The following is a 24,879-nucleotide window of genomic DNA, read 5'->3' on the forward strand; positions in this document are numbered from 1 at the left end:
ATAGTGCCGATATTAACAGAATATGATTATCCGTCTCAATACCTAACCCCTCCCTACCTCCGGTGGTACTCCCCTTCTACGAGGGGAGAGTTCTGTTTTTTCATCCTTAGCTAAAATCCCTAGCAAACGATGGAAAGCCAGCGATTGTCCCCTTTTAATAAAGGGGGACGAGCGAAGCGGAGGGGTTAGACAAGATACGCATTAGGTATAAATACAGATATTCATTTAACAAAAAAAGCACCAGTGACTAAAAGCGCTGGTGCCACATTACAAATCAATTTGGCATTTATTGTCCTGTTGCAATTTGTCAGGTTCTTTTTATTGTAAGAGTTACCATAGCGGTATACTCATCTCAGTCTGCATCATCAGCATATCCCTGCGTGGATTAAAGGCAGCCTTCGTCAAAATTCAAATCTGAGGCCCGCGCTAAGCCCGAATACATGAGAGTTGTCGGTACGGATACTAAATGGCTGATCATTGTCGAAGAAATAAGAATAACGGGGCTCGAAATACAATCCCCACTTATCGTAAAATTTATACGTCACCCCCACAGACGCGTTCAAAGACCACTGCAACCCTTTTACGGTCTCCTTCACCGAGAATTTAGACAGATTGTCATCGCCCTGCTGGAGTACACTCTGTGTATAGTTCAGCCTTAAGCCCTTCTCTGCCATTGCGCCCGCAGACGCGTATATATTCCATCTCGGATTGTTCCATAGATACACAACCATGTTGACAGGGACACCCAGATAGTGTAGCTCCTGTTTGGCGTTTTGATATGATGAGCCGTCCATATTGAATTTCGAAGACAGATAAGTATATACCAGCCCTGTTTCCAACGCTATACGGTCGTTTATATCTTTGCGTACAGTAATCCCAAAGGATAACGGCATCGAATGGCTTACATTCGTAAAATCGTTGTAAGCCGCAAATGTTTCGGCTTCTTTACTTGCCAGAAGATGTTCAGCGGCATCATTCATGGCCGGAGGCTGGAAGCTACTAAATAAATAATTGGATTCTTTCATAGCTCCCGCTCCGAGTGAAGCACTTCCTCCTGACGAGAAAGAAGCTGCTAATAACCATTTGTCTTGCTTTTCCTTTTTCGCGACAAGGATTTTAGTTGGTTCATAATTCTTTTTTATTCCTTTTTGCTCTTGAGAAGGGACTGAATCTGCTACCGGTAGCCCAGATTCTTTATCAGGATCTGCAATTACTAACGAATTGCCTACATCTGCAAGTTGTACAGTATCGATCTGTAACAGAGAATTTTCAACGGTTTTCGTTGTGCCGGACGAACCATTATTATCTGATACTGCACCACTTACTTGTTGGGAAACCAACCGGACGCTTCCGGTAGATTTCTTAGTGGTTGTATATTGCTTTCTTTTACTTTCTTCTTTTTTACTTTCTTTCGCAGGCTCCGCTACTTCCGCCAGCGTTTTATCCTCCAGCCTGATAGCAGACGCCGGAATAGAATCTGCAACTATATCTGTATTTGCCGTAGCATCCGGTTCTCCCCCCTTGAAGGGCAAGAGCAACAGAAGCGCCAAAACAGCCGCTACAGCGGCAGAACTCACAGCCCACCACATGACGCGCCGTTTTTTCGCTGGCTTCAGTCCTTGTTCTATGGCATCCCAGCAGTCGTCATCAACAGACATCCTGTGATCTTCCAGCTTTTGTTTCAGCAGTTTACTGAAATCGTCAAGCTGATCTTTATATCTTTCTTTGTCTTTCTGCATTTTCATGCATTATTAAAGATTCCACACTTTTTTGTAAAGCCTTCCTAGCCCTTATAAACTGGGAACGGGAAGTACTTTCATTTATATTCAATATGCCGGCTATTTCGCTATGTGAATATCCCTCTATAGCAAAAAGGTTGAAAACGGTACGGTATCCGTATGGTAATTCAGCAATACAAGCCAGCAGTTCGTCAGCAGAGATTTGCTCCAACGCCGAAGCTTCCACGTTCTCCATAGCGTCATCATATTCATCTATGTTTGAGCTTACCTTGAGAGCATCGTTACGACGCAGATATTCCAGAGCCGTTGTCACAAAAACACGGCGCATCCATCCCTTGAACGAACCTGTGCCTGAATAGGTATGTATTTTTGTAAATACCTTTATAAATCCATCCTGCAACAAATCTTTTGCTGTTTCTTTGTTGCTAACATACCGCATGCAAACACTCATCATGGCAGGAGCATGCAACTCATAAAGTTCTTTACGAGCCCATGATTCGCCACGTTTACATCCGGCAATTAGTACTAGTTCGTCCATTTGCGATTTCTCTCTATTTAGTATGATGCAAATCGGATTTAAAAAGTTGCACCACCCGATAAATATAAGTATTTTTTCAGAGAAGTTGTCTCCACTTTTTATTTAACCTCGGAGCTATGGAGTTTGACTCTGTGGTCGAGTAAAAGTCGAAATTACTTCATAATAATGCGAATCAAGGGTTGAAAAACACAGTAACTTATTGTCCCGAAGAGACTGAAGGTGGATAACCACGGACAAAACCCGTGACAGGAACTGACAGAAGAATATGTCTCCATAGGAGGCAAATAGCAAAAACAAATGCCATTCGCCTCCTACGGAGACGGCCTCTCCCTATCCGCTTTTGCCACGGGTTTTACCCGTAGTTATCCATATTAGCCCACTTCGTGGACTTAGAACCCTGACTACAAAACAGAAGATTGATTTATAATAGTATACTGCAACCCTAAGCAACTCCTGATTCACATTATTAATGTGAATCAAGGGTTAAATGTGCCGTTAGGCACATCATATTGGTAGAAACATGAATGAAATTCGTTTTTTGTGCCGTCAGGTACAAAATGTGAATTGTTCTGTAGATATTGCGTACCTGACGGCACGCAATTAACCGGTTAAAGCTTCTTTCTACCAACATTCAGTCCCTAAAGGGACAAAAAATAGCACATTTAACCCTTGATTCGCATTTATAAGTAATCAGTAAAAATCAAAGCAATATTTTCAGATGATAATTTGTAGAAACAAAACAGTGCGCTGAATGCCATTAGGCATTATCGCTTGGTAGAAAATAGTTTGCATTTTAAGAAGTTTTTGAATTTAGTAGTTAAAAACCAACAGATAAAAAATAATACTTCCGTTGATTTAACTATCTTTGCACCCAAATATATAAAAAGCAACGTTTTTAAGTAGCGAGGGCAGAACTTAATTAATAAATTTAGTTATGCCGAGTCACCAAAAACGACTAATGTAATTGAACTGTTTAATCCTACAGTATATCATTCAACACCTGTTCATTATGAAGAAATACAATCTGATAAACAATATCTTCGGCTGGTTTAGTTTTGCCATAGCTGCTATTGTTTACTTAATGACTATTGAACCTACAGCCAGTTTCTGGGATTGTGGAGAATTTATTACTTCGGCCTACAAACTGGAAGTCGGACACCCGCCCGGAGCGCCTTTCTTCATGCTTACAGGAAAACTCTTCTCCCTGTTTGCCTCCGACCCAAGCCAGGTAGCTGCAATGATAAACAGCATGTCGGCACTATTAAGCGCCCTCACCATATTGTTCCTCTTCTGGACTATTACGCACCTTGTGAAAAAGCTCATATATACCGACAAAGAGAAAGAAATGACAGCAGGCCAGCTAATCGCTATCATCGGTAGCGGACTGGTAGGAGCCCTTACATATACATTTACCGATACATTCTGGTTCTCTGCCGTAGAAGGCGAAGTTTACGCCTACTCATCCATGTTCACAGCTTTGGTGTTCTGGCTGATACTGAAATGGGAAAACCGCGCAGACCAGCCCGGAGCCGACAAGTGGCTCGTAATCATAGCATACGCCATGGGGCTGTCCATAGGTGTCCACTTATTGAACCTGCTTTGTATTCCGGCCATTGTACTGGTTTATTATTTCAAGAAAGCGAAGGACATAGATGTGAAAGGTACATTATTCGCTTTAGCTGGCTCATTATTACTGATCGTAATATTGATGTACGGTATTATCCCGGGCTTTACCAAAGTAGGCGCATGGTTCGAAATGTTGTTTGTAAACAGCCTCGGATTCTCTTATAATTCCGGCGCCCTTACTTATATCTTATTCACAGTAATCTCCATCATATGGGCACTGTATGAAACACTTTCTCCAAAAGGAAGCCTCAAGAGAGCCAAGATAGCTACACTGATCACAATGGCTCTGAGTGGCGTCACATTTATCGGCTCAAACACGCTTCTATGGATAATCCTGATTGCCGCAGCCGCAGCGTTCCTGTTCATTTATAAAGGAATTAACGCCCGCCTGCTGAATACTACAGTACTGTGCCTGATGGTTATACTGGTCGGATATTCTTCTTTCGCGCTGATTCCTATCCGTTCTATAGCGAATACGCCGATGGATCAGAACTCTCCTGAAAACGTATTTACGCTGGCAAGTTACCTCAACCGTGAACAGTATGGCGACAGGCCTCTGTTTTACGGCAAAACATACGCTTCTACAGAAAAGCGTGACGCTTCGTCTGGCAGGATAGCTCCTCCCGAAACCGAAAAGAAAACATACGATAAGGTGGTAAAGAAATCGCCTGATCAAAAAGACGAATATGTAGTAACAGGCACTATCCCTACATACGGTACAACAAACAATATGTTGCTGCCACGCATGTACTCTACCGAAGACAGGCATGTGCTGGGTTACCAGATATGGGCGGACATAAAAGATACGTCTGTGCCTCCTACCATGTTCGAAAATCTGAAATTCTTCTTTAGTTACCAGCTCGACTTTATGTATTTCCGCTACTTTATGTGGAATTTCTCCGGCCGCCAGAATGACATTCAGTCGGTAGGCAATATGAGCAACGGTAACTGGATCACAGGTATCGGCTTCGTTGACGAGTTGTTAGGCCGTGGGCCACAGGACAACCTGCCTCCCGATATCGTAGAAAACAAAGGGCATAACAAATATTATATGCTACCGCTGATTCTGGGTATCCTGGGTATTGTATTCCAGTTGACCAGAGGACGCAGGGGCGAACAACAGTTCCTTGTAACGTTTATGTTGTTCTTTATGACAGGTATTGCCATTATCATCTATCTCAATCAGCAGCCATTCGAACCGCGTGAACGTGACTACGCGTATGCGGGCTCGTTCTATGCCTTCTGTATATGGATAGGTTTTGGAGTGGCATTCGTATGGAAGATGTTGAACAAATGGCTTCCGAGCACAGTATCGGCTGGCATAGCTACTGCACTGTGCCTTATCATCCCGATACAGATGGCCGGACAAAACTGGGACGACCATGACCGTTCGGACAGATATACGATGCGCGACTTCGGGATGAATTATCTGCGTGGCTGCCCTCCTAACAGTATATTATTCTCTATGGGAGATAACGATACATTCCCGTTGTGGTATGCGCAGGAAGTAGAAGGATTCCGTACCGATGTGCGTGTATGCAACCTGAGTTACCTGCAAACAGACTGGTATGTAGACCAAATGCGCCGTCAGGCTTACGATTCGTCACCTCTGCCTATCAACTGGGATGAGGACAGGTATCAGGGCTCGAAAGGACAATCGGCTTACGTATTATCCCGTAAAGACATTGAAAGCGTGCTTACCCGCGAACTGAAAGGCTCGCAGGACGGAGTATGGCTGGGACGGATCAACTTCAATGATTATTACGATACCTCCGCTTACAAAGATACCATGATGGTAGACGAGGTACTGGATATATTGAAAACAAAAGACAATTATGCTCCAAAGAATCCATTCGGTATCGACAAGGGTATAATCGTACCAAGCAGCATATTCAAGATGCCTGTGGACAACTCGAAAATCAACTGGGAAGAACTGGGAGCCACACCAAGTGCCAAGAGTGAATTCGTATTCAATCTGGGAGACAATAAAGGCGGCTTATACAGGCAGGAAATAATGATACTGGAAATGTTGAACAATATCAACAAGGACGACTGGAAACGTGGTATCTACTATGCGATGACAATAGGCGAACCACCGTTGAAACTGGCTGACAAATCGATAAAAGAAGGCATCACTTGCCGCATTATACCGGGAACACCGGACAGTACGGGTGTAAACACCGATGTGATGTTCGACAATATGGTCAACAAGTACAAATGGGGCGGTATAGAGAACCCGAAAGTATATCTGGACGAAAACAACCAGAGAATGGCACGTACCTTCCGCATCTTGTTTGGCGACCTTATTTCGGCATTGCTCGAAAAAGGCGATGACGAAAAAGCATTACAGGCACTTGACGCCTGTATAGCAAAAATCCCGGGTAATACAGTACCGCGCAGTGGCGAATCTATCCTATTTGCCGACGCATATTACCAACTGGGACACCCTGAAAAGGCTGAGAAAATAATAGAAGAAATATTGTACAGAGCCGATGCTTCACTCAACTGGTACTCCGGCATGAAGCCTATAGATATGATTTCATGCAGCTCGGATATACGCGACTATATGAACACGGAGATTCAGATACTGGACGTCTATCAGCGTTACGACAGGGCTAAATACAAAACCATGCTCGAAAAACTGATGTCGATGACTGACATGTTCCTCAACAATGGAGTAAGTTTCAGCGAAAACAGGCATCCGCTCGATTACCTGATGCGTGTCACAATGAGAGGATTCTACCTGTCAGGAGATGACACTGTAGCAGAAAAAGAAGAACATGCTATGGCTGAACGTATTGGCGGCATGATGCAAAAATATAATCCGCGACTTTTACAAAAATACAGATCCAACTAAGACAAATAAATAAACACGGATTTTCATGTACATTCATGAAAATCCGCTTGTTTATGACCTCTAGTTATGTTTATAGAACAACCCCCAAGAATATATAGGATGCTCTTTCCCGGAGCATTTTGGCGGAAACCGGTAAAAAGCGAAAAGACTATCTATCTGACTTTCGATGATGGCCCTATACCCGACATTACCCCTTGGGTACTGGATTTGCTGGATAAGTATGACATTAAGGCCACGTTTTTCTGTGTGGGCGATAATGTACGTAAGCATCCCGACATTTACAAAATGGTACTCGACAGAGGGCACCGTGTGGGAAACCATACGTTCAACCATGTACAGGGAATCAGGAAATTTTCGAAACGCTATCTGGAAAATACCCGGCTGGCATCGGAATATATCGACTCGGATTTGTTTCGACCTCCACACGGACACATGCGCATACCCCAGTTTTTTACCTTAAGGCGGTATTACAAAATCATTATGTGGGATGTGGTAACCCGCGACTACAGTAAGCTGATGACTCCCGAAAAAGTGTTTGAGAACGTAAAAAAATACGCCCGTGACGGGTCTATTATTGTTTTCCATGATTCGATAAAGGCAGAAAAGAATATGAAACAAGCCTTACCTCAAAGTATAGAGTGGCTTAAAGAACAGGGATATACGTTTAAGAAGTTATAAGTTATAAGTTATGAGTTAAATCATAATATTACCCTGCTAAGGAAAGACCACGCTTATATTCTTCATTTCCTCATATTTGCAATACTGTGAAGAATGTTAAGTTACCCTTTACTTCCTCTTAGCTTTCCAGGGCTTTTCCACCGATATTACGATAGCGAATATGAGCAGGCCACCCTGAACCAAAGCGCCTAGGGCGGATATGCGCGAACCTCTCAGGACTTCCGGATTATTTAAGGCCGCATCCCTTGTTGTGTTTGCTATCTCAAGGCTGTTGTCAAGCAAGGGGCTAAAATAGAATGTACCTGCTATAATAATCAGAAGGGACAGCACCCATTTTACGATCATCCATTTATGCTTGAAAAAGCCCCAATTGGTAAATACGCCATACACTATCGCCGTTATCACGGTACTAACCGCACCCGGAATAACCAAGGTATCATCGATAACCCGTGATATGCGGAGTATCATATACAATTCGTCCCCCGACTGTGCTTTCTGCAATGAAATCACAGCCATAGCCATTACCCCTACAACCCACATCATAGAAAATATCAGGTGAAATATCTTCAGTATTTTTACGCCGCTCGTATCCAGTTTTTCCATATTCAATCTATTTACTCCGGCAAATATATTCCAATTATCTGATATAACCACGCTATAGATGTATGTCAAAAATCTGTTATTCCGCCGCCGCAGGGGATTGCAAATAAGAAAGGACGGAGACCTCGTAGGGGCGAACCAGTGTGTTCGTCCCATTTATCCAGGCAGACACACAGGTCTGCCCCTACAACGCCGTTTATCCTCTGCCTACTTATTATTATTTTCCGAATAAAGAGAATCCAAATACATCTGCCATATTGCTTTCCTTAATATCATTTTTTCAAGTTGATTTTGCAGTTCATCGCACCTTCTTAGAAACACCTGACGTCGCCTGTCACTTTCCTTATCGTCAAGCCATCCCCACCAAAACAGTTGTATAAGGAAGGCAAAAAGTAAAATAAAGATAACAGTATAGGACAACATGAATATATCGAACACAGGATAAAAAAGCAGAGATACAAGGCATAGCAGCAGCAATACAAGCGTAATTACCATTGATAAGGATAAAATGCGAAGTGTTTGTTTTGTTTTCATAAGGTATTAAACAAAAGAACGTGGGACATACGTGTTGACATCCGAGGGACTGGCTACCCAACTAAGAACAACAACGACATGCCCACGCCTTTTAAAGCGTCAGCTATAATCGTTTTGTGCTGTTCTTATAAGAATTTGAAAATTGCCAGTTTTCGGATATCAGCGACAAAATTTATAGATAACGTAAATATTTTCGGCAACCCTTTGCCGTTATGTTATTACAAAGTTAACATATTTTTTAATTCCAAATTACAGGTTCTTTGTTTTTTATCCTTTTACAGGGTATTTACAGTAAGTAAGGAAGGACAGAATATAAAAAAGAACGTGGAACATGTTTTATCCCGTAATTAGAGGCTCTGGTAGACCCAAAGAGACGAGATTTACATGCCCACACCTTTATATTATTACAAAGTTAACTAATTTTCAATTCCCTCTTTGGCGCAAGTTTAACGAAGTGTAACTTGCGCCATAAGAAAACCAAAAGAAAGATAGGTTGTAAAATGGTTTTGCGATATGTAGGGGCGAACCTATGTGTTCGTCCCTTTTATCCGGGCAGACACACAGGTCTGCCCCTACATAATCGCCTCCTACTTTTATCATTTTCCCGCAAATTTATCTAGTATATATGCCCCTTACCGGGGAGATGTATACAATTTGTAACTCATAATTTATAATTCTTATAAACATGGCTAAGTACACCGAAGAACTGACCGAAAAAATAGTATCGCTTATAGAAGAAGATACATACACCGTTACCGAAATATGTAACCATCTGGGAATAACACGAAAATCATTCTATGAATGGAAAGAGAAGAAACCGGAGTTCAGAGAAGCAGTAAACAAAGCTATCGAGCGCCGTAACGAAACATTGGGCATTATAGCCCGCAACTCCCTCAGACGTAAACTCGAAGGCTATACCCTGACGGAAGTACGGACTACATATATCCCCGACAAGGATAACCCCGACAAACTGGTACTAAAGTCGCGGGTGGTAAAAGAAAAGGAATACGCACCCGATACCCATGCCATACGGCTGACCCTTACGCCAAGTGATACAAAGTCAATCGGGGTAAATGAAGAACCTGCCGCCCTGACAATCATTGTACGCGATACAAAGACTGCCGAACAGTTGAACCTGTTGCAAAACAATCTGATGCACCCTGGGCAAGAAGGAGAGCCCTGTCGTCCCGTGCCTGACACAGGATTTCCCTCGTCTCAGGGGATTTGAAACTCCCCCTGCACGTAGTATCAGGGTTTGCAATCCAGATTTTCCCTGAATGAATACCGGATTGCAAATCCTGAGAGTAAAGACTTTCGGATTGCAAATCCGAAAAAACGGGAGAGCGAGAGTATTTATTGCAACATTAGTTGTCCAACCCTTCCCCCTTCGGGTACTTCAATTCATTAGTCGTTTTTACCATAGTACATGACAAAAAAGATATACTATCATTCTAACCCTTCCCCCTTCGGGTACTTCCCTTTATCAAAAGGGAAGAATGCCTGACGGATCAAAAGGCATCTGTCTTTGCTTTGCGACTCTCCCCTAGCTTCTCCCTCTCCTTTTGGGGAGAGCCGGGGTAGGGGCATCCCTACCCGACAAACGGGTAACCACAAGGGTTACCCCTACGGTCATGTCGTAATAAATATTTTCGATTACTTATTACTAATGTGAATCAGTATTTCGTTTTGTTTAAATTATGTGTTCTTTAATTTTCTGCACAAAAACCATCAAGGTTTAAACTTTTTAGCATTGGCTCATACTGCCGCGCCCTCCCGGGCTTATCCTTCCTTTTGGCATTGCCCAAAAGGAAGCAAAAGGCTAGTGCTTTGTCCCTCGGCGACCCACCAACGGCTGGCCGGCGAAGCGGGGCGCAATGCTTTTTTGCTTACTTTTGGAGCTTTGGCCAAAAGTAAGGCAAGCAATCTGTGATTGCGCGCAGAATAAAAAATAAAAGAACATTTAACTTATCAACTACTGATTCGCATTACTAAAAAAAGTAACGATTGAAAACGATATGATAACCGTCACTTTTGTCACTTTTTAACGTGTAGCTTACAACTTGTAACTCATAACTATCTCTGTGCCTCATAAAAAATCGTATTTTTGTACCTTGATAATTTTTACGTGCATGATATTAGAACGTTTATCCATACTTAACTATAAGAATATCGAGCAAACCGAACTGAGTTTGTCTCCTAAAATCAATTGCTTCCTTGGAAGTAACGGTATGGGTAAAACGAACCTGCTGGACGCTATCTATTACCTCTCTTTCTGCAAGAGCCACAGTAACCCGATAGACAGCCAGAATATCCGGCACGAAGCCGACTTTGCCGTTATACAAGGATGGTATCAACTGAATGACAAGCAGGAAGAATTTTTCTGTAGCCTGAGGCGTAAACAGAAAAAGCAGTTCAAACGGAACAAGAAAGAATATGAGCGCCTCTCAGACCATATAGGCATGTTGCCGTTGGTTATGGTTTCGCCTTCCGATACGGAACTGATAAACGGGGGCAGCGATGAACGGCGCAAATTCATGGACCTGTTCCTTTCGCAGTTCGACAAAGAATACCTGCATTCGCTTATCCGTTACAACAAGGCTTTGCAGCAACGCAACGCACTGCTCAAGACGGATACACATATCGACGAAACCCTGCTCGAACTTTGGGATGAACAACTGATCGAAGAAGGAAAAGTCATTTACACGAAAAGGAAAGACTTTATAGATAAGTTTATCCCTACGTTCCAAAAATTCTATGATTTCATTTGCCTGTCGAACGAAAAAGTGGAACTGAAATACGAATCGCATTTCGACAATCAGGATTTTGCCTCATTGCTAAGACAACGGAGAGAAAGGGATAAAATACTGGGATATACCACCGTGGGAATCCACAAAGATGATCTGGATATGCAAATGGACGGATATTCGATAAAGCGGGTAGGATCGCAGGGGCAGAACAAAACTTATGTAGTAGCCCTCAAATTCGCCCAGTTCGACTTCCTCCGCAAAGCGACCGATACCACTCCGGTGCTGCTACTGGACGACATATTCGACAAACTGGATTCAGCCCGCGTGGAGCAGATTATAAAACTGGTGCTGGATAAGGACTTCGGACAGATATTTGTGACCGACACCAACCGTGAGCATCTGGACGATATTCTCTCCCAGACCAACAGCAGTTACCACCTTTACGAAGTAGATAAAGGGGAAGTCGCAGTAAAGAATAAAGCGCTATGAGAAAGCGGAATACGGAAAGCATAGGCGAGGTGCTCAGGCAATTCTTTGAAGAGAACCCGTTCTTCAAAAGGAAGTTTGCAGAAAGCAGGGCGGTCACAGGCTGGTCTCAGTTGCTGGGATCAATGATTGCCTCTTATACAACAAATATCTACCTGAGAAATGGGGTACTGTATGTATCATTGAGTTCATCCGTATTACGTTCGGAGCTGATAATGGCAAAAGACAGACTAATTACTAAATTGAACGAACACGCAGGCATGCCTGTCGTGAACGATATAATATTCAGATAAAAAACAAATAAATGGAAATCAAACCAGAGACATTTAAAGCTACACTTCCGGTTCAAATCCGGTTCAACGATATTGATGCCTTAGGACATATTAATAATAACATCTATTTCAGCTTTTTCGACTTAGGAAAAACCAACTATTTTGATGTAATCAAACCCACTACCGTAAGCTGGACTGAGGGATTGATCGTAGTAGCTCATATAAGCGTAGACTTCTTCTCCCCCATTTACTATAAGGAGAGCATTGCCGTAGATACCAAAGTTATAAAACTGGGAGACAAAAGCGGTGTATTCCTGCAACAGATACGGAATATAAAGAACGATGAAGTAAAGTGCCGTTGCGAGTCTACTTTTGTCACTTATAATGCAGATACGCAGTCGTCGATGCATATACCTGAGGTATGGCGCAAAGCCATCTCTGAATATGAAGGGCTGGAATTGTAAAGAGACCGCTTTACCAGCCTCTTTACATATATGATATTATTCCGCTTTTTTAGCGAATGTGTCGGGATAGGTAACCGGGTACAGCTTTTCGCCTCCTAGCAGCCTGATGTAGGTGGAGAAAGTACGCTGTCCTTCCTGAAGTTCGATTACGCGGCAACCATTCTTACCCAGATTGTTATATTCGGTATTTCCTCCCGAGAAACGGCCGTAAGCAAGGTATATGTTATAGTAGTCGCCAATGTAGTCATTGTCGTGGTCGTGCCCTGCAAAGGTACCCATCACATCCCCGGCCTCACGCATGGCAGCAAACATACCTGTATTCAGCTTACCATTGCATTCGGTTTCGTCCTTGCTGCCTATCAGCTGGTCATACTTTTCAGCTTTCATCCGGGCATATTCGGCCAAAGGTATATGGAAGAAAGCCAGAGCCGGGAGCGGGTTGCCTCCATTCTCTTTTGTATAGGCCGCGCTTTCCTTATTATACCATTCTATCTGATTGAAAGAGAGCCAGTCGTAAGTACCAAGCCCTTTTATAGGAGTATAGGCTCCCGAATCGAAAAAGTATAGTACAGACATTGTCTTATCATCAAGGCCTTTTACTTCAAGTATATAGTTACCAATGCCTTTCAACGATTTATCTCCGGCCTGTGCCAGGCAATATGGTTTCTGAACAACAAAGTCCATTAGCTCCTGCCTGCTCATCCCATGTTCATCATCATGGTTACCAAAGACATAAGCCCAGGGTATCAACCTGTCTATTACAGGGTTAAACACATCATCCAAGCCATCCTTTACAGGTTTGGCATAGATGACGTCCCCGGTGAAAACGACAAGGTCGGGCTGTTCTGCATCAAGCACTTCATTGATTAACTTAATGGCTACAGCAGACTCGGGGTTCTCTTTCTGATAATGAACATCTGTAAACTGGATAATCTTGAACTTGCCATCAGCATTAAATTGCAATGGTTTTTTCTGGGCAATCATAGAGATAGAGAACAGGGCAAATAATGTAATAATAATGTAACGCATGTTTTATGTATTTAGATAAATTATGTTCTAACAAGAGTATTACAAAGGTATAATCTTTTAAACTCACAGACAATCATAGTTTGAATAAAAGACAATCATTAATCAAAATAAAAAAATCGCAAGGAATATTTGTTACTTTCATTTTTTTTATATCTTTGCAGAAACAAAAAGTAAGAAGAATGGATTTTCTATTAACAAATACATTTTGGTGGTGGCGCTCTCAACTCAAAAAGTCGTGAGCCAAATTGGTATGTATTTATAAATAGAAAGTTTATATCAAAAATACAAAGCCTGTCGTAACTCACGATAGGCTTTTTTTATGACAATAAAATAAACACAAATATAAAATGGAAAAGTTTGCAGTTGATACAAACGGTTTTTACGGAGAATTTGGAGGAGCATATATCCCCGAGATTCTATACGACAATGTGGAGACATTAAAAAACTCATATCTCAGGATTATAAATGATCCCGGCTTTCAGAAAGAATACAATGATTTGCTAAGAGACTATGCAGGACGGCCTTCACCTCTCTATCTGGCAAATCGTTTGTCCGAGAAATACGGATGTAAAATATACCTCAAACGTGAAGACCTCAACCATACCGGTTCGCATAAAATAAACAATGCACTGGGGCAAGTACTGATTGCACGCCGTATGGGAAAGACCCGTATTCTGGCAGAGACAGGTGCAGGTCAGCATGGCGTGGCAACCGCTACAGTTTGTGCCCTGATGAATATGGAATGCATTGTTTACATGGGTGCTACGGATGTTGCCCGCCAAAAACTCAATGTACAGAAAATGGAAATGCTGGGAGCGACAGTAGTACCGGTAACCAGTGGTAATATGACGCTGAAAGATGCTACCAACGAAGCTATACGCGACTGGTGTAGCCATCCATCCGATACATATTACGTGATTGGTTCTACTATAGGTCCTCATCCCTATCCTGATATGGTGGCTCGCCTACAGTCTGTTATCAGCCAGGAAATTCGCAAACAACTGAAAGAAAAAGAAGGACGTGAAACCCCTGACTGTCTTATTGCTTGTGTAGGTGGAGGAAGTAATGCTGCGGGAACAATCTATCATTTTATAGACGAACCGCAGACTAAGATCGTGTTGGCTGAAGCTGCCGGTAAAGGAATAGATACCGGAGAATCTGCTGCAACCATCCATCTGGGCAGACGGGGTATTATACATGGCTGCAAAACCCTGATTATGCAATCGGAAGACGGACAAATAGAAGAGCCGTATTCCATCTCTGCCGGGCTCGATTATCCGGGTATCGGCCCAATGCATGCTCATCTTTCACAAATAGGACGTTCAGAGGTGCTTGCAGTAACTGATGATGAGGCAATGCAGGCCGCATTTGAACTGACAAAACTGGAAGGGATTATCCCTGCTATTGAATCTGCACATGCTTTGGGAGCGTTGGAGAAAAAGAAGTTCGAAGCTGATGATGTGGTTGTACTTTGCCTCTCCGGCCGTGGAGATAAAGATATGGAGACGTATATTAATTATAAGAGCCGTTAGCCATTAGCTGTTAGCCGTTAGCCGTTAGCTGTTAGCTGTTAGCTGTTAGCAACCTAAATATTGAAGATATGAAGAATTATAAGCAATTAATTGTTTGGCAAAAAAGTGTTGATTTAGTAAAACAGGCATATTTACTAACAAAGCAATTACCACAAGAAGAAAAATTCGGAATCATCAGCCAAATTAATAGAGCTTCGGTTTCTATTCCTGCGAATATAGCAGAAGGAAGTAGCCGAGATAGCGATAAAGATTATTGCCGTTTTCTTCAAATTGCATTAGGTTCAGCTTTCGAATTACAAACATATTCTATTCTCATAAGAAAATTGGAATGGAAGCCTTCGAATCTTGACGATTTCGAATACTTACTTGAAGAGATTATAAAAATGTTGCATAGTTTTATCAGACAGATAAAGAATTAATCATAAAAAAAGCTAATGGCCAACAGCTATTAGCTAACAGCTAAAAAGATGAAATACAATATACAAGTAAAAACAAAAAATCTTCTTGCCGACCTTCAAACTCCGGTTGGCATCTACCTAAAAGTGAGGGATGTATATCCCGAATCGGCTTTGCTCGAAAGTTCGGATTATCACGGAGGGGAGAATAGTTATTCATTTATAGGAATAAGCCCTATCGCCAGATTTAAAGTTGAAAACGATGAGATAACCACTACTTATCCCGATAATACAACCAGGCAGGAAACACTCTTAGGTCATCAGAAATTGACTGATAAATTTAATAGTTTCATCAAGCAATTTAATGTACAGGGGGAGAATAAAACAAATATAAATGGCTTCTTCGGTTATACTTCTTATGATGCTATACGCTACTTCGAAGCAGTTGACCCTGTGAATACAAAACTAAAAAATGCCGACCTTCCCGAGTTCTATTATATATTATACCGCTTCATTCTGGTAATCAATCATCTGAAAAATGAGCTAACCATAGTTGAAAATATCGTGGACGGTACACAAGAGAAAACGCCTGAACTTGAAGCAATTCTCACAAACAATAATATTGCATCTTATAACTTCGAAGCTATCGGAAATGAACAATCCATGATTACGGATGATGAGCATCAGGAAATGATAAAAAAAGGAATCGCTCATTGCAAACGTGGAGATGTATTTCAGATTGTACTGTCCCGCTGCTTTACACAAAAATTTGCGGGTGACGACTTCAAGGTATACCGTTCGCTCCGTTCTATAAATCCTTCCCCTTATCTATTCTATTTTGATTTTGGTTCTTACCGTATTTTCGGTTCATCGCCCGAAACACACTGTAAAATAACAAAAGGGAAAGCATATATAGACCCTATCGCTGGAACTTACTTCCGCACAGGAGATGATGAAAAAGACCGCATCCTGTCCGAAAACCTGTTGAATGACGAAAAAGAAAATGCCGAACATGTTATGCTTGTCGATTTAGCCAGAAATGACCTCAGCCGCAATTGTCACGATGTACAAGTTGAATTTTATAAGAATATACAATTTTATTCACATGTTATCCATCTGGTTTCTCGTGTCAGTGGCATTGTAAATGAAGGAAATAATAATATTTCGGTATTTGCGGATACATTTCCGGCAGGCACATTGTCCGGAGCGCCCAAAGTAAGGGCTATGCAATTGATACGCGATATTGAGAAACAAATGCGTGGCGTATATGGCGGGTGTATCGGCTATATTGGTTTCAACGGAGACTTGAATCAGGCGATTACCATCCGTACATTCCTCAGCCGCAATAATACACTTTATTATCAGGCCGGAGGAGGTATTGTCTCTAAATCTAACCCCGAAACTGAAGTGATGGAAGTAAAGAACAAATTGGGTGCTTTGACTAAGGCCGTTAAGTTTGCAGAAGAATTAAGAAATTAAGCCCCCTAAATCCCCCGAAGGGGACTTAAACGACAAGAAGATGAATAAAATAATAAATACAACAAATCTAGCGAGCCAATTCCTCCCCTCCGGGGAGGCAAGGAGGGGCCGGATCCTCATATTCGACAATTACGACTCTTTCACATACAATCTGGTGCATCTGGTCAAAGAACTCGGATATACAGATGTGGATGTATATAGAAATGACAAAATAGCACTCGAAGATATCGCTAAATATGATAAAATAATCCTTTCACCGGGTCCGGGTATCCCTTCCGAAGCGGGTTTGCTCCTACCTCTGATAAAAGAATATGCAGGAAAGAAACCTATGCTGGGTGTATGCTTGGGACATCAGGCAATAGGAGAAGCTTTCGGTGCAAAACTAAGAAATCTGGAAGACGTCTATCACGGTGTAGCCACACAGATAATGATAAACGAAACGGATTACATCTTCGATGGATTAGATAATTGCATGGAAGCAGGCCGCTATCATTCATGGATAGTAGATACAGAAAATTTACCCGATTGTCTTGAGGTAACAGCCACAGATAGGAACGGACAGATAATGGCTTTGCGACATAAGGAATATGACATCCATGGAGTTCAATTTCATCCTGAGTCCGTTTTAACTCCTGCCGGAGAAACAATCGTAAAGAATTTTTTAAAAGCGACCCCTCCAACCTCCCCAAAGGGGAGGCTTAGAGCAAAGCCATGAATATAAAGAAAACAATTATTAACCAATACCCTCTTTGTAAGTCCCCCTCCGGGGGATTGAGGGGGCCAAGCTAAATATAAAAATCATGAACAAGAAAATTTTATTAAGCGAAAACGACATCCCAAGAAGCTGGTATAACATTGTGGCGGATATGAAAAACAAACCGCTGCCCCCTCTTCATCCGGCGACAAAGAAACCATTGGAAGTAAGCGATCTGGAGCCAATATTTGCAACAGAGCTTGCCAAACAAGAATTGAATAGTACCGACCGTTGGATAGAAATCCCTGAACCGATAAGGGAACTATACAAAAATTACCGTCCTACTCCACTTGTACGGGCTTATGGGCTAGAAAAAGCGCTGGACACTCCTGCTCATATCTATTTCAAGAATGAAAGCGTAAGCCCTGTAGGCTCGCACAAACTGAACTCGGCCATAGCACAGGCGTATTACTGTAAAGAGCAGGGGATAACTAATATTACCACCGAAACCGGTGCAGGACAATGGGGAGCAGCCTTATCATATGCGGCGAATCACTTTGGTTTGGATTTGGCGGTTTATATGGTAAAGATAAGCTATCATCAAAAACCTTACCGCCGTTCTATCATGCAGACATACGGCGCAGAGGTTATAGCTTCGCCAAGTATGAGTACCAAAGCCGGACGTAAAATTATTACAGATAATCCTACCTATCAGGGAAGCCTCGGAACAGCCATTTCGGAAGCTATAGAACTGGCACTGAATACACCAAACTGTAAATATACCTTAGGCAGCGTATTGAATCATGTGTCGCTTCACCAAACCATCATCGGGCTGGAAGCAGAGAAGCAGATGGAGATAGCCGGAGAATATCCGGATGTAGTAATCGGCTGCTTCGGCGGAGGTTCCAATTTTTCGGGTATTACGTTCCCGTTCCTGCGTCATAAGCTGACCGAAGGTAAAGATGTGCGCCTCGTTGCGGCAGAACCGGCATCATGCCCTAAACTAACACGAGGTAAATTTGAGTACGACTACGGCGACGAAGCCGGATATACGCCACTACTTCCGATGTACACGCTGGGTCACAATTTTGCACCGGCAAATATTCATGCAGGAGGACTTCGCTATCATGGTGCGGGAACCATTGTCAGCCAACTGAAAAAAGACGGATATATTGAGGCCGTAGATGTGAAACAACTCGATACATTCGAAGCAGCGTTACTATTCGCCAAGGCAGAAGGTATAATTCCGGCGCCCGAATCATCACATGCTATATATGCAGCTATCCAGGAAGCATTGAAGGCAAAAGAAGAAGGCAGGCAAAAAACAATCCTGTTCAACCTCTCCGGGCATGGGCTTATAGATATGGCAGCTTATGACCGTTATTTCGATGGCGAACTGTCTAATCATGCACTATCGGATGAAGAAATAGCCAAAACAACTGAAACATTGGAGAAATTGGCACCCTAATCCCCCGAAGGGGGACTTTTGTCACCATTAATATAGATTTAAAACATAGAATAATTTAAAATACCCTCACATAAGCCTCCCCCTGGGGAGGTTGGAGGGGCTGCTTATGAAACAAATACTAAACAGGCTTTTTGAACATCAACACCTCAACCGTGACGAAGCAAAAGAAATACTGACAACAATGGCTGCCGGAGAATATAACGATTCTGAGATAGCGGCATTTATCAGTGTTTTCCTGATGCGGAGTATCAGTGTTGATGAGTTTCTGGGATTCTCAGATGCCTTGCTCGATTTGCGGGCAAATGTAGACGCGCTTGCTGCCTACAACCCTATCGATATAGTAGGAACAGGTGGAGATAACAAAAATACATTCAATATTTCTACACTGGCGTGCTTTGTAGTAGCAGCATCGGGCTATAAAGTAGCCAAACATGGGAATTATGGGGCTACCTCTGTCAGTGGTGCATCCAATGTGATGGAGCAACATGGAGTGAAGTTCACGTCGGATGTAAGCAAGTTGGAAGAATCTTTGGATAAAACCAATATTGCATATATGCATGCTCCCTTGTTCAACAATGCGTTGAAAGTGGTTGCACCTGTCCGTAAAGCATTAGGAGTGCGTACATTCTTTAATATGCTGGGGCCTGTGGTAAATCCGATAAGGCCAAAACGCACTGTTCTGGGTGTTTTCAACCTGAAAATGGCTCGTCTGTATTTCTATATGTATCAGCAGACCGACGTAGATTATTCGATTGTACACAGTCTGGATGGATACGATGAGATATCTTTAACCAGCGAATTCAAAATAATTAATAAATTTGAAGAAAAGATATACAGTCCCGAACAGGTTGGATTAGAACGCTGCACCGAAATAGAACTGGACGGAGGAACTACGCCTGAAGATGCCTCAAAGATATTTGATAACGTAATCAGCAATACAGCCTCCAAAGCTCAGAAGAATGCAGTAATAGCAAATGCTGCGGCAGCTATTCAGACCATCAATCCCGCTATGTCATTCGAGGATAGCATAATACAGGCACGCGAAACAATTGAAAGCGGACGGCTGAAAGAGACATTTTTGAAGTTTCTGGAATTGAATACATAGAGCCCGTTTAAATTTTAGCGAAAATTTTTATTACAGGTTCGGAGCAATAGTTCTTAGCATTTTTTTAGCTTACTTTTGTCTTGTTAAAATAAAGTCGTCTCGACTTTTTATTTTTTACCACAGAGTAAAAGGAGTTTCTTGTCTTTTAAAGCGAAATTGAATACTCTTTTTACCCCGTGGTAAAAAAATCAAGATGAGTTCAATAATTATTAGAGTTTATATTCAATAAAAGAGTAAGATGCATATTTTTAGGAGTTTTAGTTGCCACGACTTTCAAGTCGTGGATAATAATACAGATAGAAAACGACTTTAGTCAAAACATTTTGGCTAAAGCCATTATCTGATTAGACTATTATCCTCCAGCTAAAGCAGGAGGCAATTAAATCACAGAGAATAAACCATATATAATCTTATTGAATATAAACTCTATTCTTTTTAGGCACAGCATTTTCGTTATTTTAATTTATGACATTGGAACAGACTTATTTATCTAAGGCATCTAATAGCCGTATCAGGCTGGCAATCTTTTGCCTGTACTTCTGCACAGGTATATGTTTTTCGAGTTGGGCAAGCCGTATTCCCGATATCAAGACCACATTGGGACTAGGCGATGCTGCATGGGGAACCATACTGTTGATGATTCCTATCGGGCAGATATGCGGAATGACAATCTCCGGGCTGGTCATATCGAAAGTCGGCAGCAAAAAGATTTTGCCCTTCGCCCTGTTGGGTTATGTCATTGCTTTATTGTTCATCGGATTATCCTCTACAGAATATGCCCTGATTATAAGCCTGATTGTATTCGGATTCTTTGGTAACTTCTGTAATATATCCATCAATACACAGGCAGTCAGTCTGGAAGCAGCTTATAACAAACCCATTATGGCATCTTTTCACGGCGGATGGAGCCTTGCCGGGTTAGCTGGGGCTTCCGTGGGATTGTTAATGGCATCACTACATCTTTTGCCCATCTATCATTTTTGCATTATTGGGTCAGTGGTTATTATCACACTCATTATAAACAAACAGTATCTTCAGCCTGATGTAAAAAAGGAAAAAGACCCTACAGATATTGCCGCTAAAAAGAAAAACAAGCCTGAAACATTTTTATTCCTGCTGGGTATTGTCGCATTCTGCGGAATGGCCGCCGAAGGTGCAATGGCCGACTGGAGCGGGTTGTACCTGATAGATGTGGTAGGCACACCGAAGCATTTAGCACCAATAGGATTGGCCGCCTATATGGTAACAATGGCATCGGGACGGTTCCTGATAGACAAAGCAACGCAAAAATGGGGAAGACGGCGTGTTGTGCAGGCGGGAGGAATTCTGATAGCAACCGGATTGTTTGCGGCGGTGGCATTCCCTCATTTTATTACGGTTATTATCGCCTTTATGATTATTGGATTCGGCACTGCCGGCATTGTACCTACAATATATAGCATTGCCGGGCAAAGAACTAGAATATCTACAAGTATTGCGCTTACTATCGTATCCAGCGTGAGCTTCCTCGGATTCCTGATGGGGCCGCCACTGATCGGTTATATTGCCAGTGCGACTAATCTGCGGTATTCTTACGCGCTTATCGGATTGTTCGGCATTTGCATAGTAGTACTTGCTTCTATGATAAAAGTGTTTAGGAAAGAATAAATATCAAACAGAATATGACTAACATCTTAGATAAAATCGTTGCCAACAAAAAGCTGGAAATAGAAAAGCAAAAAGGTATCATCCCTCTTGCTGAATTAGAAAAACAGATAACGAATGTGCCAAAAACTCTTTCTTTCAGGGATGCTCTGAAAAATTCCAAAACTGGTATTATTGCCGAGTTTAAGCGCCGCTCACCTTCCCGCGACTGGATATTTAAAGATGCCCGTGTTGAGGATGTTATTCCTCTCTATTCAGTGAATGGAGCCAGCGCTATATCTGTACTTACCGATATGGACTTCTTTGGGGGTGAACTGGCGGATCTGGAATTAGCCCGCAGCCTTACAAAAACACCTCTGCTACGAAAAGATTTCGTCATAGATGAATACCAGCTTTATCAGGCTAAAGTATCGGGAGCCAGTGCTATATTACTTATAGCATCGGCGCTGACTGTAGCCGAAACGAGGCAACTGGCACAAAAAGCAAAAGAACTGAATCTTGACGTCCTGCTCGAAATACATAACGAACGGGAGTCTGGCCATATCAATGATAATGTAGACGTTGTAGGCGTGAATAACCGCAATCTGGGTACATTCGTTACCGATGTCCAAATATCATTTGATTTAGTAGATAAGATACCCTCCGATTTTGTAAAAATATCAGAAAGCGGTATTTCGCAACCTCAGACAGTTATCGACCTTCAACAAGCAGGATACCAGGGATTCCTGATGGGGGAAAACTTTATGAAGACAAATAATCCGGGCAAAGCCTTGGAGGATTTTATAAAGCAATTACTGATATGATATACGCAGCAGATAACATAGAAAAAACAACAAAGAAACTACATAAGTCTTTCAAGGCAAACTCTTCTTATGAAGGTATGAACGAGGATATTGATTTTATCTTTAGTTGCGCTTTACATAAGAAACAGAGTGTCTGGTATACGGCTGTGGATGAGTTGTTTTGGCTGGCTACAGTTTCTGTTGGTATACAAAGCAGAATGCTGGATGTTATGAAAAGAGGTAAGGCTCATGAAAAATTTAATATAACATGCTCTGCTTTGCTAAAATACAAAGGCGTACCCATCGACCGGGATTTTATCAAACAAATATTGGAACTAGCCATTATAGATAAAAGCAAAAGGGTTAAAATATTCGGAGCACAGGTTGCTGACAAACTGAATTTCTATGAGTTGGCAGATCTGATAAAAACCGAAATGGAAAATGCCACTGATGAGGAAGTAAAAGAATGCTTGTCGCAGGATTACATTTTTCTTACCAAAGGATATTATATTGAAAAAAAAGGTGACAGGAGAAGTCTGCATTATCGGACAGGATTTCGCAGCATTGATGAAAATATAGAAGAATCCCGTCTGCATGAGTGGGTATTGGAAGAATTGAAGGATTATGACAGAATGAAGGACTTATATTTTAATAAATAGATGAAAATCAAAGTCTGTGGGATGAAATATCCCGATAATATAAAAGAATTAAATAAGCTTCCTGTCGATTTTGCTGGGATGATTTTTTATGAAAAATCTCCCCGCTATGCGGCTAAACTGAATCCTGAGGATATCCGCGATTTATTTCGAGGAGGAAGGAAAAGGGTTGGCGTGTTTGTGAATGCCGATATGGATTATATCATACAGATGGCTGATAAGTTCAGTCTTGACCTAATTCAGCTACATGGAGATGAATCACCTGATTTTTGTAAAGAGCTGAATAAAAGAATGCCTGTCATCAAGGCTTTCAGTATTTCAGAAAGTTCGGATTTTGAAAAGACAAAAGCATACGATGGTTTATGCGGCTATTTTTTATTCGACACTAAGACACCTCAATATGGAGGTTCAGGAAGGAAGTTCGATTGGAATATATTGGATGAATATAAAGGCAATACTCCATTTATATTAAGCGGAGGAATATCTGTCGATGATGCGGAAACGATAAAGAATATAAAACATCCTCAGTTCTTCGGGATAGACCTAAACAGCAGGTTTGAAACAGAACCGGGACGAAAGGATATAATACTATTACAACAATTTATAAAACGATTGAAAGATGAATAGAATAAAACAACTGTTTGAAAAAAAGCAAAAGAATATACTTTCCATTTATTTTACTGCCGGATTCCCCAATCTGAATGATACCTGCAACGTTATCCGCGAACTGGAAGCAAACGGCATCGACCTGATAGAGATCGGCATTCCTTTTTCGGACCCAATGGCAGACGGCCCCACTATTCAGGACAGCGGAACGATTGCCCTGCGCAACGGTATGACTCTCAGGATTTTGCTCGAACAGCTGAAAGATATACGCAAAGACGTAACCATCCCTCTGATTATGATGGGTTATCTGAATCCAATCATGCAATACGGGTTTGACAACTTCTGCAAAAAATGTGTCGAGATTGGGCTAGATGGTGCCATTATCCCTGATTTGCCTTTTGATGATTATATAAATGAATATAAACCCATAGCTGATAAGTATGGCATAAAAGTAGTTATGCTGATAACTCCCGAAACATCGGACGAACGTATCCGACTGATTGACGAACATACCGATGGCTTTATCTATATGGTTTCTTCGGCTGCCACCACCGGAGCACAGAGCAGCTTTGACGACAAAAAACAGGACTACTTCCGCAAAATAAACGGTATGAACCTGCGCAATCCCCGTCTGATAGGATTCGGCATATCCAATAAAGCGACATTGGACGCAGCACAGGAGAATGCGAGTGGAGCTATTATCGGCAGCAAGTTTATTACCCTGCTCAAGGAAAAAGGAAACGCAAAAGATGCGGTAACGGCACTAAAAGAAGTATTGAGTAACTCAAATACTACGGAACAAGTTCCGTAGGTTGAAAGGTAAAAGGATAAATCCTTTTGCGTTGATGCCTGTTTAAAAACAGGGGTTTTCTTTTCCCACCCTTCCAGGGTTTGGGAAAATTCATCCGATGGCTTGAAAAATAAAGTAAAGGGGAATAAATATTGCAT

24 protein-coding genes are annotated in these 24,879 nt (G+C 41.9%); 17 read left to right on the forward strand and 7 right to left on the reverse strand.

What is annotated here, in order from left to right; translation table 11 throughout:
• Positions 1–401: 401 nt before the first annotated feature.
• Both D0T84_RS01995 and D0T84_RS02000 read right to left on the reverse strand, forming a co-directional pair.
• Positions 402–1,739: a porin family protein gene (locus D0T84_RS01995; RefSeq protein WP_255495129.1), complete on the reverse strand. Its 1,338-nt coding sequence runs from the start codon at positions 1,737–1,739 to the stop codon at positions 402–404.
• Positions 1,714–2,277, reverse strand: a complete 564-nt coding sequence (locus D0T84_RS02000) for an RNA polymerase sigma factor (RefSeq protein ID WP_163305398.1) — start codon at positions 2,275–2,277, stop codon at positions 1,714–1,716. Before D0T84_RS02000 ends, D0T84_RS01995 begins: the two co-directional genes overlap by 26 nt.
• Positions 2,278–3,286: 1,009 nt before the next feature.
• On the opposite strand from D0T84_RS02000, the gene D0T84_RS02005 reads away from it, so the two are divergent.
• Together D0T84_RS02005 and D0T84_RS02010 are read left to right on the forward strand one after the other, a co-directional pair.
• Positions 3,287–6,760 carry a DUF2723 domain-containing protein gene (locus D0T84_RS02005; protein ID WP_163305399.1) on the forward strand — a complete coding sequence of 1,158 codons (3,474 nt, stop codon included), beginning with the start codon at positions 3,287–3,289 and terminating at the stop codon, positions 6,758–6,760.
• A 66-nt stretch (positions 6,761–6,826) separates the two neighbouring features.
• The gene (locus D0T84_RS02010) at positions 6,827–7,438 is read left to right on the forward strand and encodes a polysaccharide deacetylase family protein (RefSeq protein ID WP_163305400.1); all 612 of its coding nucleotides are present in this window, start codon (positions 6,827–6,829) and stop codon (positions 7,436–7,438) included.
• A gap of 108 nt (positions 7,439–7,546) precedes the next feature.
• Here the strand turns inward: D0T84_RS02010 and D0T84_RS02015 are convergent, their stop codons facing one another.
• From D0T84_RS02015 to D0T84_RS02025, 3 genes are all read right to left on the reverse strand, one after another.
• A complete protein-coding gene (locus tag D0T84_RS02015) occupies positions 7,547–8,041 on the reverse strand; it encodes a hypothetical protein (protein WP_163305401.1) in 495 nt (164 codons plus the stop codon).
• Between the two features lie 204 nt (positions 8,042–8,245).
• On the reverse strand, positions 8,246–8,572 hold the full coding sequence (locus tag D0T84_RS02020) for a hypothetical protein (RefSeq protein ID WP_163305403.1): 327 nt from the start codon (positions 8,570–8,572) through the stop codon (positions 8,246–8,248).
• Between the two features lie 423 nt (positions 8,573–8,995).
• Positions 8,996–9,172, reverse strand: coding sequence for a hypothetical protein (locus D0T84_RS02025; protein ID WP_163305405.1), 177 nt, complete (start codon positions 9,170–9,172; stop codon positions 8,996–8,998).
• A gap of 85 nt (positions 9,173–9,257) precedes the next feature.
• On the opposite strand from D0T84_RS02025, the gene D0T84_RS02030 reads away from it, so the two are divergent.
• Positions 9,258–9,800, forward strand: coding sequence for a phBC6A51 family helix-turn-helix protein (locus D0T84_RS02030; RefSeq protein ID WP_163305407.1), 543 nt, complete (start codon positions 9,258–9,260; stop codon positions 9,798–9,800).
• 551 nt (positions 9,801–10,351) lie between these two features.
• Here the strand turns inward: D0T84_RS02030 and D0T84_RS22755 are convergent.
• Positions 10,352–10,480, reverse strand: a complete 129-nt coding sequence (locus tag D0T84_RS22755) for a hypothetical protein (RefSeq protein ID WP_255495130.1) — start codon at positions 10,478–10,480, stop codon at positions 10,352–10,354.
• 221 nt (positions 10,481–10,701) lie between these two features.
• On the opposite strand from D0T84_RS22755, the gene D0T84_RS02035 reads away from it, so the two are divergent.
• Genes D0T84_RS02035 through D0T84_RS02045 form a run of 3 tightly spaced genes read left to right on the forward strand, consistent with a single transcriptional unit; the run spans position 10,702 to position 12,541 of the window.
• Positions 10,702–11,808: a DNA replication/repair protein RecF gene (locus D0T84_RS02035; RefSeq protein WP_163305409.1), complete on the forward strand. Its 1,107-nt coding sequence runs from the start codon at positions 10,702–10,704 to the stop codon at positions 11,806–11,808.
• Positions 11,805–12,098 carry a DUF721 domain-containing protein gene (locus tag D0T84_RS02040; RefSeq protein WP_163305411.1) on the forward strand — a complete coding sequence of 98 codons (294 nt, stop codon included), beginning with the start codon at positions 11,805–11,807 and terminating at the stop codon, positions 12,096–12,098. Before D0T84_RS02035 ends, D0T84_RS02040 begins: the two co-directional genes overlap by 4 nt.
• Positions 12,099–12,109: 11 nt before the next feature.
• Positions 12,110–12,541: a thioesterase family protein gene (locus tag D0T84_RS02045; RefSeq protein WP_163305413.1), complete on the forward strand. Its 432-nt coding sequence runs from the start codon at positions 12,110–12,112 to the stop codon at positions 12,539–12,541.
• 36 nt (positions 12,542–12,577) lie between these two features.
• On the opposite strand, the gene D0T84_RS02050 is transcribed toward D0T84_RS02045, so the two are convergent.
• The gene (locus D0T84_RS02050; protein ID WP_163305415.1) at positions 12,578–13,570 is read right to left on the reverse strand and encodes a metallophosphoesterase family protein; all 993 of its coding nucleotides are present in this window, start codon (positions 13,568–13,570) and stop codon (positions 12,578–12,580) included.
• Positions 13,571–13,917: 347 nt separating this feature from the next.
• Here D0T84_RS02050 and trpB point away from each other — a divergent pair, with 347 nt between their 5' ends.
• From trpB to trpA, 11 genes are all read left to right on the forward strand, one after another.
• A complete protein-coding gene (trpB, locus tag D0T84_RS02055) occupies positions 13,918–15,102 on the forward strand; it encodes a tryptophan synthase subunit beta (protein WP_163305417.1) in 1,185 nt (394 codons plus the stop codon).
• A 68-nt stretch (positions 15,103–15,170) separates the two neighbouring features.
• Positions 15,171–15,521 (forward strand): four helix bundle protein, encoded by a 351-nt coding sequence (locus tag D0T84_RS02060; protein WP_163305419.1) that lies wholly within the window; start codon positions 15,171–15,173, stop codon positions 15,519–15,521.
• Positions 15,522–15,569: 48 nt separating this feature from the next.
• Positions 15,570–16,976: an anthranilate synthase component I family protein gene (locus D0T84_RS02065; RefSeq protein WP_163305421.1), complete on the forward strand. Its 1,407-nt coding sequence runs from the start codon at positions 15,570–15,572 to the stop codon at positions 16,974–16,976.
• Between the two features lie 40 nt (positions 16,977–17,016).
• Entirely contained in the window at positions 17,017–17,691 is a 675-nt protein-coding gene (locus D0T84_RS02070) for an aminodeoxychorismate/anthranilate synthase component II (RefSeq protein WP_163305422.1), read from the forward strand.
• Between the two features lie 82 nt (positions 17,692–17,773).
• Positions 17,774–19,138 (forward strand): TrpB-like pyridoxal phosphate-dependent enzyme, encoded by a 1,365-nt coding sequence (locus D0T84_RS02075; RefSeq protein ID WP_370525399.1) that lies wholly within the window; start codon positions 17,774–17,776, stop codon positions 19,136–19,138.
• 106 nt (positions 19,139–19,244) lie between these two features.
• Positions 19,245–20,243 carry an anthranilate phosphoribosyltransferase gene (gene trpD / locus D0T84_RS02080; RefSeq protein WP_163305424.1) on the forward strand — a complete coding sequence of 333 codons (999 nt, stop codon included), beginning with the start codon at positions 19,245–19,247 and terminating at the stop codon, positions 20,241–20,243.
• Between the two features lie 465 nt (positions 20,244–20,708).
• A complete protein-coding gene (locus D0T84_RS02085; protein ID WP_163305425.1) occupies positions 20,709–21,890 on the forward strand; it encodes an MFS transporter in 1,182 nt (393 codons plus the stop codon).
• 14 nt (positions 21,891–21,904) lie between these two features.
• Positions 21,905–22,690, forward strand: a complete 786-nt coding sequence (gene trpC / locus D0T84_RS02090; RefSeq protein WP_163305426.1) for an indole-3-glycerol phosphate synthase TrpC — start codon at positions 21,905–21,907, stop codon at positions 22,688–22,690.
• The gene (locus D0T84_RS02095; RefSeq protein ID WP_163305427.1) at positions 22,687–23,328 is read left to right on the forward strand and encodes a hypothetical protein; all 642 of its coding nucleotides are present in this window, start codon (positions 22,687–22,689) and stop codon (positions 23,326–23,328) included. Before trpC ends, D0T84_RS02095 begins: the two co-directional genes overlap by 4 nt.
• A complete protein-coding gene (locus D0T84_RS02100; RefSeq protein ID WP_163305428.1) occupies positions 23,329–23,952 on the forward strand; it encodes a phosphoribosylanthranilate isomerase in 624 nt (207 codons plus the stop codon).
• Positions 23,945–24,742 carry a tryptophan synthase subunit alpha gene (gene trpA / locus D0T84_RS02105; RefSeq protein WP_163305430.1) on the forward strand — a complete coding sequence of 266 codons (798 nt, stop codon included), beginning with the start codon at positions 23,945–23,947 and terminating at the stop codon, positions 24,740–24,742. The genes D0T84_RS02100 and trpA overlap by 8 nt, the downstream gene beginning before the upstream one ends.
• Positions 24,743–24,879 lie beyond the last annotated feature (137 nt).

Origin of the sequence: Dysgonomonas sp. 521 (assembly GCF_010501055.1) — a bacterium.
Lineage (GTDB): Bacteria > Bacteroidota > Bacteroidia > Bacteroidales > Dysgonomonadaceae > Dysgonomonas.

What these genes read in the sequence shown, in the direction of transcription:
- D0T84_RS01995 (WP_255495129.1), bottom strand. Translation starts at nt 1,739, where the DNA reads ATGCAGAAAGACAAAGAAAGATATAAAGATCAGCTTGACGATTTCAGT.
- D0T84_RS02000 (WP_163305398.1), bottom strand. Translation starts at nt 2,277, where the DNA reads ATGGACGAACTAGTACTAATTGCCGGATGTAAACGTGGCGAATCATGG.
- D0T84_RS02005 (WP_163305399.1), top strand. Translation starts at nt 3,287, where the DNA reads ATGAAGAAATACAATCTGATAAACAATATCTTCGGCTGGTTTAGTTTT.
- D0T84_RS02010 (WP_163305400.1), top strand. Translation starts at nt 6,827, where the DNA reads ATGTTTATAGAACAACCCCCAAGAATATATAGGATGCTCTTTCCCGGA.
- D0T84_RS02015 (WP_163305401.1), bottom strand. Translation starts at nt 8,041, where the DNA reads ATGGAAAAACTGGATACGAGCGGCGTAAAAATACTGAAGATATTTCAC.
- D0T84_RS02020 (WP_163305403.1), bottom strand. Translation starts at nt 8,572, where the DNA reads ATGAAAACAAAACAAACACTTCGCATTTTATCCTTATCAATGGTAATT.
- D0T84_RS02025 (WP_163305405.1), bottom strand. Translation starts at nt 9,172, where the DNA reads ATGATAAAAGTAGGAGGCGATTATGTAGGGGCAGACCTGTGTGTCTGC.
- D0T84_RS02030 (WP_163305407.1), top strand. Translation starts at nt 9,258, where the DNA reads ATGGCTAAGTACACCGAAGAACTGACCGAAAAAATAGTATCGCTTATA.
- D0T84_RS02035 (WP_163305409.1), top strand. Translation starts at nt 10,702, where the DNA reads ATGATATTAGAACGTTTATCCATACTTAACTATAAGAATATCGAGCAA.
- D0T84_RS02040 (WP_163305411.1), top strand. Translation starts at nt 11,805, where the DNA reads ATGAGAAAGCGGAATACGGAAAGCATAGGCGAGGTGCTCAGGCAATTC.
- D0T84_RS02045 (WP_163305413.1), top strand. Translation starts at nt 12,110, where the DNA reads ATGGAAATCAAACCAGAGACATTTAAAGCTACACTTCCGGTTCAAATC.
- D0T84_RS02050 (WP_163305415.1), bottom strand. Translation starts at nt 13,570, where the DNA reads ATGCGTTACATTATTATTACATTATTTGCCCTGTTCTCTATCTCTATG.
- trpB (WP_163305417.1), top strand. Translation starts at nt 13,918, where the DNA reads ATGGAAAAGTTTGCAGTTGATACAAACGGTTTTTACGGAGAATTTGGA.
- D0T84_RS02060 (WP_163305419.1), top strand. Translation starts at nt 15,171, where the DNA reads ATGAAGAATTATAAGCAATTAATTGTTTGGCAAAAAAGTGTTGATTTA.
- D0T84_RS02065 (WP_163305421.1), top strand. Translation starts at nt 15,570, where the DNA reads ATGAAATACAATATACAAGTAAAAACAAAAAATCTTCTTGCCGACCTT.
- D0T84_RS02070 (WP_163305422.1), top strand. Translation starts at nt 17,017, where the DNA reads ATGAATAAAATAATAAATACAACAAATCTAGCGAGCCAATTCCTCCCC.
- trpD (WP_163305424.1), top strand. Translation starts at nt 19,245, where the DNA reads ATGAAACAAATACTAAACAGGCTTTTTGAACATCAACACCTCAACCGT.
- D0T84_RS02085 (WP_163305425.1), top strand. Translation starts at nt 20,709, where the DNA reads ATGACATTGGAACAGACTTATTTATCTAAGGCATCTAATAGCCGTATC.
- trpC (WP_163305426.1), top strand. Translation starts at nt 21,905, where the DNA reads ATGACTAACATCTTAGATAAAATCGTTGCCAACAAAAAGCTGGAAATA.
- D0T84_RS02095 (WP_163305427.1), top strand. Translation starts at nt 22,687, where the DNA reads ATGATATACGCAGCAGATAACATAGAAAAAACAACAAAGAAACTACAT.
- D0T84_RS02100 (WP_163305428.1), top strand. Translation starts at nt 23,329, where the DNA reads ATGAAAATCAAAGTCTGTGGGATGAAATATCCCGATAATATAAAAGAA.
- trpA (WP_163305430.1), top strand. Translation starts at nt 23,945, where the DNA reads ATGAATAGAATAAAACAACTGTTTGAAAAAAAGCAAAAGAATATACTT.